The sequence below is a fragment of the Treponema sp. UBA785 genome (assembly GCF_002297065.1).
GTDB lineage: Bacteria > Spirochaetota > Spirochaetia > Treponematales > Treponemataceae > Treponema_D.
This window is the reverse complement of record NZ_DBJD01000036.1, coordinates 9,829-19,288: the sequence shown is the minus strand read 5'-3', so window position 1 is coordinate 19,288 and position 9,460 is coordinate 9,829. Positions and strand designations below refer to the sequence as shown.

The window sequence follows — 9,460 nt, the reverse complement described above, 5'->3', positions numbered from 1 at the left end:
CCTGTCATGCGCAAGTCCTTGCGCTCTGAATAAAGCTTGTGGTCAACGATAAAATATTCCTGCTCAGGACCTACAGTTGTCGCAACATGGCTTACTTCTTTTCCAAAAAGTTTAAGGATTCTTTTTGCCTGCTTGTCCAATGCTTCCATAGAACGCAAAAGCGGAGTTTTCTTGTCCAAAGCCTCGCCTGTGTAAGAACAGAACGCAGTCGGAATACAAAGCGTGTGCTCCTTAATAAAAGGATAAGAAGTCGGATCCCAGACAGTGTAGCCGCGGGCTTCGAAAGTCGCTCGGTGTCCTCCGCTCGGGAATGAAGAAGCGTCAGGCTCGCCTTTTACAAGCTCTTTTCCAGAGAACGACATGATTACAGTTCCATCGTCCTGCGGATTTATGAAAGAATCGTGTTTTTCTGCCGTAATTCCTGTCAAAGGCTGAAACCAGTGAGTGTAATGTGTCGCGCCTTTTTCAATCGCCCATTCTTTCATTGCGTGAGCCACAACATTTGCAACGTCAAGCGGAAGCGGCGCGCCGTCATCAAGAGTTTTCTTGAGAGCCTTGAATGTTTCTTTCGGCAGGCGGTCTTTCATTGTTTTCTGGTTAAAAACCAGGCTGCCAAAAACTTCTGGTACATTTGCTGTCATATAGTCCTCCAAAAGTAAAAAAGACACCGCAATTTATCAGGGAGGGAGAGTCCCATGAAAAATCACGACGTCTTTGTCTTTAAAATAAAAAAGCCGCAGAAAGTTCAACCCTTTTCTGCGGCTTCATTGCCTTTTGATATTTGAGTTATACCGCGACAGCGAAAAAGTGTCAATCAGATTTTGTAAAAAAAATAATTTTTTTTACATCGTGCACAATTTTTTAATTTTTTTTGTGCATTGCGATATTTTCATATAACCTTCACCAATTGACAATAAATACAGATAGTTTTATTGTATTCAACGGAATATATGAGCAAGGGCGTTCATTACTGTTAAGGAAGTATCGCAGATTATTTCTGAAAATTTGAATTTTTAGATGTTTTCTGTTTTGTTCTTTAATAAGCAATGGCGCTTTTTTTTTTGCCCTAAAAGGTAGAATAAAAAATGAAAAAAGCATTCTTGATTTTGGCAGATGGAACGGTTTTTGAAGGAAATTCCATCGGCGCTGCTGGCTCTGTAATCGGAGAAACGGTTTTTACAACCGGAATGACCGGTTACCTCGAAACTCTTACCGACCCAAGTTATTACGGTCAGATTGTTACCCAGACTTTTCCGTTAATCGGTAACTATGGAATGATTCCGGAAGACTACGAAAGCAAAAAATGTCATATTCGTGGCTACATTGTCCGGGAACTTTGCGAAAAACCTTCAAATTTTCGTTGCAAACTGACTCTCGATGATTTTTTAAAGCAACAAAATATAATCGGGATTTGCGGAATTGACACCAGAAAACTTACAAAGATTTTGCGGGAAGCTGGAGTTATGAACGGAATGATTGTTACCGCAGAAACCTGTCCTCAAATTGATAAAAACCTTCTTTCAAAAATAAAATCCTACCAAATTGTTGATGCTGTAAAAAATGTTCAAAACAGCATGATTTTAGAACCGCTCAAAAATGCAGTCGAGCCGGAAAAAACTTCATTTTACACAAAAGACTTTGCAGACGGAAAAGGAAAAACCGTAGCGCTTTTTGATTTTGGCGCAAAGGCGAATATCGAACGTGAACTTGAACGGCGCGGCTGCACTGTAAAAGTTGTTCCTTACGACACAACAGCCGAGCAAATAAAGACGATGAATGTTGATGGAATAATGCTTAGCAACGGTCCTGGAGATCCTGCGGAAAATGTCGGAGTAATTGCAGAAATAAAAAAACTCTGCGAATACGGTAAAATTCCGATTTTTGGAATTTGTCTTGGACACCAGATGCTCGCTCTTGCGAACGGCGCTGAAACAGAAAAATTAAAATACGGACACCGTGGCGGAAACCATCCCGTAAAGGATTTGCAAAGCGGAAGAGTTTATATTTCCAGCCAGAACCACGGCTATGCGGTAAAAAACGAAACTATTCCAAAAAATGCAGAACTGAGTTTTGTAAACTGCAACGACGGAACTTGCGAAGGCATTGCATATAAAAATATTCCTGCCTTTAGCGTGCAGTTTCATCCAGAAGCATGCGGCGGTCCGCACGACACAAACTTTTTGTTTGACAGTTTTATAAAGATGATAAATGCGTTAGGGGCTGGAAGGGTGCCGGAGGCAAACCGCTAAAAGCGGGTCGGAGCGAAAGCGTAGCCCTGCAAGACCCGCCCGAACGCCCGAAAAAGTAAAAAACTGATGGAGATAAAAAAATGCCATTGAACAAAAATATACACAAGGTAATGATTATTGGTTCCGGACCGATTGTAATTGGCCAGGCAGCGGAATTTGACTATGCCGGAAACCAGGCTTGCAAGGCTCTTAAGGCTCAAGGGCTTGAAGTTGTTCTGGTAAACTCAAATCCTGCAACTTTAATGACCGACCACGTTATGGCTGACGAAATTTATCTTGAACCGCTCAATGTTGAAACTTTGCAGAGAATTATCGAAAAAGAAAAACCAGATTCGCTGCTTTCGACGCTTGGCGGTCAGACTGGACTTACTTTGAGCATGGAACTTGCAAAGTCGGGATTTTTGGAAAGCCATGGAGTACAGCTTTTAGGCGCGCGTCCGCTTACGATTGACAAGGCTGAAGACCGGCAAATGTTCAAGGATACGATGGAAGCAATTGGAGAACCTTGCATTCCTTCAAAAGTTGTGACTGATTACGATGATGCTCTTGATTTTGCAAAAAATAAAATCGGCTTTCCTGTTATAATCCGTCCGGCTTTTACTTTGGGCGGAACTGGCGGCGGAATTGCATATAACGAAAAAGAATTTGACGAAATTGCCCACAACGGACTTCATCGCTCGCCAATTCACCAAATTTTGGTTGAAAAATGTATTTCCGGCTGGAAAGAAGTTGAATTTGAAGTTATGCGCGACCATGCTGGCAACGTTCTTACTGTCTGCTCAATGGAAAATTTTGATCCGGTTGGCGTTCACACTGGAGATTCGATTGTAATTGCTCCGACCGTAACCCTGGCCGACAAAGAATATCAGATGCTCCGTTCGGCAGCCTTGAATATAATTTCTGCCCTTGAAATCGAAGGCGGCTGCAACTGTCAGTTTGCGCTCAATCCGGAAACTTTTGAATACGCTGTAATCGAAGTAAATCCGCGTGTAAGCCGCTCTTCTGCGCTAGCTTCAAAGGCAACTGGCTACCCGATTGCAAAAGTTGCGGCTCTAATCGCCGTTGGCTACAATCTTGATGAAATTCCGAACTTTGTAACAGGAAAGACAAAGGCTTGCTTTGAGCCGGTTTTGGATTATGTTGTTGTAAAAGTTCCAAAATTTCCTTTTGAAAAATTTGTTTATGCCGCAAGAAAACTTGGCACGCAGATGAAGGCGACCGGCGAAGTTATGGCTATCGGCCAGAATTTTGAAGAAGCGATTTTAAAGGCAGTCCGTGGCGCTGAACTTGGCGTAAAAGACTTAAATCTTGCCGTTTTTGCAAAAGAAAACGAAGAAAAAATCCGCGAAAGAGTCGGAAAATGCACAGATCAAAGAATTTTTGCAATCTATCAGGCTTTAAAACGCAAAATAATGAGCGTGGACGAAATTCACGAAGTTACAAAAATTGATGAATGGTTTTTATACAAACTCGAAAATATTGCCGAAGCCGAAAAAAAAGCCGTTGCAAATTCCGCGCCGGCGGTTCATGCTCCAATGCTCTACACTCCAGCTTCTTTCAAAATGGTAGACACCTGCGCCGGCGAGTTCAGCGCGGAATCTCCGTATTTTTATTCGACAACTGGCGGAGAAAACGAGGCGGAAAAATTCCTTGAAGGACTTGAAAAAGAAGGCAAACGCAGCAAAAAAGGAACGATTATTGTTTTGGGTTCCGGGCCGATCCGAATCGGACAAGGAATTGAATTCGACTATGCTTCGGTTCAGTGCGTATGGTCGCTCAAAAAACTCGGCTACGAAGTTGCAATCATAAATAACAATCCGGAAACAGTCTCGACAGACTTTGACACTGCCGACCGCCTTTATTTTGAACCGCTCACTCCTGTCGACGTTATGAATGTAATCAAAGTCGAAAAACCAGTCGGCGTTGTAGTTGCATTTGGCGGACAGACTGCCATCAAGCTTACAAAATACCTTGACGGCCAGGGAATCCGCATTCTCGGAACAAGCGCAGATGGAATTGACCTTGCAGAAGACAGGGAACGTTTTGAAGAGCTTTGCGAAAGACTGCACGTAAACCGTCCGAAAGGTCAGACTGTCTTTACAGAAGTTGAAGCTCTGGAAGCAGCCGCCCGCCTTACCTATCCTGTTTTGATGCGTCCAAGTTACGTTCTTGGCGGACAGAATATGATTATTGCGAGGACAAATGCCGACATCAAGGAATACATGAAAATCATTCTTGCGCAGGGAATTACAAATCCTGTTTTGATTGACAAATACATGGAAGGAACAGAACTTGAAGTCGACTGCATTTGCGACGGCGAAGATGTTTTGATTCCAGGAATTATGGAACACATCGAGAGAACAGGAATCCACTCAGGAGATTCAATCGCAGTTTATCCTGCCTGGAACTTTACGGACGAAATGACAAAAACCGTTGTAGAAAAATCGCGCGACATGGCTTTAGCCCTTGGAACTCAGGGACTTGTAAATATTCAGTGGCTTTTTTACAACGGTCAGCTGAATATTATCGAAGCAAATCCTCGTTCTTCGCGGACAGTTCCTTATTTGAGCAAAGTTACAGGAATTCCAATGGTTGAACTTGCTACCCGTGCAATGCTCGGCGAAAAAGTACGCGACATGGGTTACGGAACAGGACTTTACAGAAAACCTGATTATTACGCTGTAAAAGTTCCAGTATTCAGTTTTGAAAAACTTATGGACGTGGACACTCACCTTGGACCGGAGATGAAGTCAACCGGAGAAGTTTTGGGAATTGCAAAAACACGCGAAGAAGCGATTTTTAAGGGAATGGTTGCGGCAGGCTGGAAGATGATTCATCCTGCGCTTGCAAAAAAAGGCGAACCGACAGGAGTTTTATTCAGTGTAAGAAAGTCTGACAGACCTGAACTGCCGGCGCTTGCAAAAAAATACAGCGATTTAGGCTTTACTCTCTATGCAACAGAAGGAAATGCCGACACAATCGAACGTTCAGGAATGAAAGTAACAAAAGTGAATAAAGTTCACGAAAATTACAAAGAAAACGTAATGACACTTCTCGAAAGCGGAAAAATTTGCTATGTAATTTCAACTTCCGCAAAAGGGCGGGATCCTTCTTCAGAAAGCGTTCGTCTGCGCCGGCTTGCAGTTGAACACGACATTGACTGTCTGACGGCAATCGACACGGCAAACGCGCTTGCAGATTCACTTTCGGGAAAATTTACGAATTTAAATACAACTTTGGTTGATATAAACAAGCTGCTTCATTAGTTGAGAATTTTGTTCTAGCAAAAATATCTCGCAGACAAATTCTGCATTTTTTTGGCGGACAGAAAACTAGCGAACTTGAAAAAAAAAGCCTTTAGTATTATTATTCAAGGCGGAAATATTGGTTGACGAAGAAGTCGCAGACACAGTTCCGTTTTTTAGCTGAATTGTTGTCGGCGGCTTTTTTTATTTTTAAGATTTTATCAAGAGGTTTTGTATGTCAAAATTCATTTTTGTGACCGGCGGAGTTGTAAGCGGTTTAGGAAAAGGAATCACAGCCGCAAGCTTGGGCCGGCTTTTAAAATGCCGCGGTTTAAAAATTGCATCTCAAAAACTAGATCCTTATATGAACATTGATCCTGGAACGATGAGTCCGTTTCAGCACGGCGAAGTTTTTGTTACAGATGACGGAGCAGAAACCGACCTTGATTTGGGCCATTACGAACGTTTTATCGATGAAAATTTAAACAAATATTCAAATTTGACTTCCGGCAGAGTTTACTGGAACGTTTTGAACAAAGAACGCCAGGGCGAATATCTCGGTCAGACAGTGCAAATCATTCCTCATGTAACAAACGAAATCAAAGATTTTATTTTAAAAAATGCGCAGGTAAGCGGCGCGGACGTTTCTATCGTAGAAATTGGAGGAACAATCGGAGACATCGAAAGCCAGCCATTTTTAGAGGCAATCCGCCAGCTTTCGACAGAAGTTGGACGCAAAAACTGCCTTTTTATTCACGTTTGTTTGGTTCCGTACATTTCCGGAAGTGATGAATACAAATCTAAGCCGACTCAGCACTCTGTAAAAGAACTCATGGCCGTTGGAATCCATCCTGACCTTATCGTAACACGTTCGGACGAAGCAGTTCCCGAAGAAATCCGAAAAAAAATCAGTCTTTTTTGCAATGTTGCGGAAGACTGCGTAATAGACAACAAAACATTGAGTTCGCTTTACGAAGTTCCGCTCATGCTCCACGAACAAAAAATGGACGAAGTTGTCTGCCGCGAACTGGGAATCGAAGGAACAAATTCGAACCTTTCAGAATGGGAAAAAATGGTGAATTCAATTCACTCAAGGAAAGGCGAAATTCAAATTGCGCTTGTCGGAAAATACGTAAAACTCCACGATTCATATTTGAGCATTGTCGAAAGTTTGAATCACGCCTCTTTTGTTGTCGGCCGAAAATTAAAAATAAAATGGGTTGATTCTGACAGCGTAACAGACGAAACTGCCCCGGAAATTTTTAAAGACTGCGCAGGAATAATTCTTCCGGGCGGATTTGGAAACCGAGGAATTGAGGGCATGATCACTTCTGCGAGATTTGCCAGAACCCACAAAATGCCATATTTTGGAATCTGTCTTGGAATGCAAATCGCCGTAATTGAATTTACGCGCGATGTTTTGAATTTTAGCGATGCCAACAGCCGCGAATTTGACGAACAGTGTGAACATGCCGTAATTGACTTGATGAAAGACCAGGAAGGCGTAATTATGGGCGGAACAATGCGCCTCGGAAAGTATCCTTGCAAAATTCAAAAAGGAACAATCCTCGAAAAAGCATACAAATCGAATTTAATTGAAGAACGGCACAGACACCGCTACGAGTTTAACAATTCATACCGCGAACAAATGCAAAAAGCAGGCCTAGTAATTGGAGGAACAAGCCCGGACGACAAAATCGTAGAAACGGTCGAACTTTTCGAAAAAGAGCATCCATTTTTTGTGGGAGTACAGTTCCATCCAGAATTTAAGTCCCGTCCAAACCACGCAGGTCCGCTTTTTGTTGAATTTTTAAAAGCGTGCTTTTAACGTTCAACGAAAAACTCTACGCCGGATGCGAAAAGCGCCAGTTGGCACGACAGTGCCAATGAGGGCTACCGAACTTGAAGCAGCCGGTTAGACGCTGGTTTGCCGTCCATTTCTTTTTCTGCTAGAATATTTGAACTTATGGAAAATTCAGGAAAAATCATTGTTTATACGGACGGCGGATGCCACGGAAATCCCGGTCCTGGAGGCTGGGCCTGCGTAATCATTGCAGAAGGCGAAGCCCGTCAGTTAAGCGGCGGCGACAAATTAACCACAAACAACAAAATGGAGCTTACGGCGGCGATTAACGCGCTTTCGGCGATTTACAACACAGAAAGGCTTCGGAGCTGCCCTATTCAACTGAATATTGACAGTCAGTACGTAAAAAACGGAATTACAGGCTGGATTTTTGGCTGGAAAAAAAACGGCTGGAAAACTGCTGCAAAAAAACCGGTTTTAAACCGCGAGCTTTGGGAAAAACTCGATTCTCTCAATTCCCTCTTAAACGTCGAATGGAACTGGGTTAAAGGACATGCAGGAGTTGAATACAATGAAGTTTGCGACAGTCTTTGCCAGAACGAAATTTCAAAGTTTGAATAGTTCTGTCAGGCTTTTTTATTTTTTCCAAAGGCAAGTCTTGCGAGCATCATAAGTCCGCGGAAACAAAGTTCAACAGCCATTGCAAACCAGATTCCTTTTAGAGCGTAATTTTTTACTAGAATAAAACTCAGGCTCAACCGCACAACCCACAGACTAAAAAGATTTAAAATGCTTGGAACGAAAGTGTCGCCTTTTCCGCGGAGTGCGCCCATTGCAACAATGCTCGCTCCAAAAAGAGGTTCCGCAAAAAGTTCAATTCTGAGCACTTCTACCGAAAGAGCGCGGATTGCAGGGTCTGGCGTTATAAACTTAAAAATGAGCGGACAGGCAAAAAACATGGCAAGACCGCTCACCGTCATCAAAAAAATTCCGTAAAAAACAGTAATCCAGCTGAACGAACAAACCAAATCCCGTCTTTTTGCGCCAAAACTCTGGCCGACAAGAGTTGTAGCCGCCTCCGAAATTCCGTACCCTGGCATATAGCAAAGGCTTTCGGCAGTAGTTGCAAAAGAATTTGCGGCAAGACTTACAGCGCCCAAAGGAGAAACAATTCTCGTAACAACAACAAGCGCACCGCTAAAGGCAGAACTTTCCAAGGCAACAGGCGCAGCAAGCTTAACAGCCTTTTTTATCACGTTTTCGTCAAAAAAAAATCCTTTATATCCGGAAAATTTCAAATATTCAGACTTAAAAAGAGTAAAATACAAAAAAAGCAAGGCGACGCTCAAGGCAGAGCACGCAGAACCAAGAGCCGCGCCTTTTACGCCAAGATTAAAAACAAAAATAAAAAGAAAATTAAACACAATGTCCAAAAAACACATCAAGGCATTTAAAATACCAGGAAGCTTCATATTTCCAGAACACTGCTGCATTCCGCCAAGCAAATAAACAATTTCGTAAAAAGGAGCGGAAAGACAAAAAATACCAAAAAGCGTCATTATAAATCTCATCGCTTGCGCCAAGCCACAAAGGCAGTTTAAAGCTTATTCCAGCTCCAAGCAAAAGCAAAAGCAGGCTAAAGCAAATGCAGGTCAAAAGCGCATTAAAAAGCAAATTTTTTGCTTTAGATTTTTCTCCAGCGCCGACAAGATGCGCCATTTGAACCGTAAATCCAATGCAAAGAGCATGCAAAAGGCTTCCCCAAACCCAAGTCGAAGAAGCAACCAGCCCTATACTCGCCGACTGACGCGCTCCCAAAAACCCAACCATTGCGGCGTCAATATACTGCATCAAAATCGACGACAACTGCGCCATCATTCCGGGAATACTCAAATGCCAGACAAAACCAATCTGCTTCTTAAGAGAAACGGCAGAATTCCGGTTCAAAACTTCTGACAAATCAAAATTTTTGTCCATAAAAACATTTTAGATTTTTTAACCGAACAAAACAACCTTATTCAAAAAACAAAAAAACAGGACGGCATTTTGCGCTCAAACCGGTGTTTCGCAGTTCCGCTCCCGCTCCATTGCAAGACTTCTTGCAACGCTTTGCGCTGCTACACCCCGGCGTAAGCAAAACCGAAAAACAAAAGTCTTCCGGC

General features: G+C 42.7%; 6 protein-coding genes and 1 pseudogene. 4 read left to right on the top strand and 3 right to left on the bottom strand.

The features are described from left to right. The coding region (locus B2X33_RS02955) for a glutamine synthetase III domain-containing protein (protein WP_296667530.1) at positions 1-641 on the bottom strand (641 nt) is incomplete at its 3' end. Positions 642-1,085: 444 nt separating this feature from the next. On the opposite strand from B2X33_RS02955, the gene B2X33_RS02950 reads away from it, so the two are divergent. The 4 genes and pseudogenes from B2X33_RS02950 to rnhA all read left to right on the top strand — a co-directional run bounded on the left by B2X33_RS02950 (position 1,086) and on the right by rnhA (position 7,919). Then, the gene (locus B2X33_RS02950; RefSeq protein ID WP_296667527.1) at positions 1,086-2,249 is read left to right on the top strand and encodes a carbamoyl phosphate synthase small subunit; all 1,164 of its coding nucleotides are present in this window, start codon (positions 1,086-1,088) and stop codon (positions 2,247-2,249) included. Between the two features lie 80 nt (positions 2,250-2,329). Further along, positions 2,330-5,506, top strand: a pseudogene (gene carB / locus B2X33_RS02945) (carbamoyl-phosphate synthase large subunit); the annotation flags it as partial. Between the two features lie 223 nt (positions 5,507-5,729). Continuing rightward, positions 5,730-7,322, top strand: coding sequence for a CTP synthase (gene pyrG / locus B2X33_RS02940; RefSeq protein WP_296667524.1), 1,593 nt, complete (start codon positions 5,730-5,732; stop codon positions 7,320-7,322). A 138-nt stretch (positions 7,323-7,460) separates the two neighbouring features. After that, entirely contained in the window at positions 7,461-7,919 is a 459-nt protein-coding gene (rnhA, locus tag B2X33_RS02935) for a ribonuclease HI (protein WP_296023390.1), read from the top strand. A 5-nt stretch (positions 7,920-7,924) separates the two neighbouring features. Here the strand turns inward: rnhA and B2X33_RS02930 are convergent, their stop codons facing one another. Both B2X33_RS02930 and B2X33_RS02925 read right to left on the bottom strand, forming a co-directional pair. Further along, on the bottom strand, positions 7,925-8,791 hold the full coding sequence (locus B2X33_RS02930; protein ID WP_296667521.1) for an MATE family efflux transporter: 867 nt from the start codon (positions 8,789-8,791) through the stop codon (positions 7,925-7,927). Then, a complete protein-coding gene (locus tag B2X33_RS02925; RefSeq protein WP_296667518.1) occupies positions 8,715-9,275 on the bottom strand; it encodes an MATE family efflux transporter in 561 nt (186 codons plus the stop codon). Before B2X33_RS02925 ends, B2X33_RS02930 begins: the two co-directional genes overlap by 77 nt. Between the last annotated feature and the right edge of the window lie 185 nt (positions 9,276-9,460).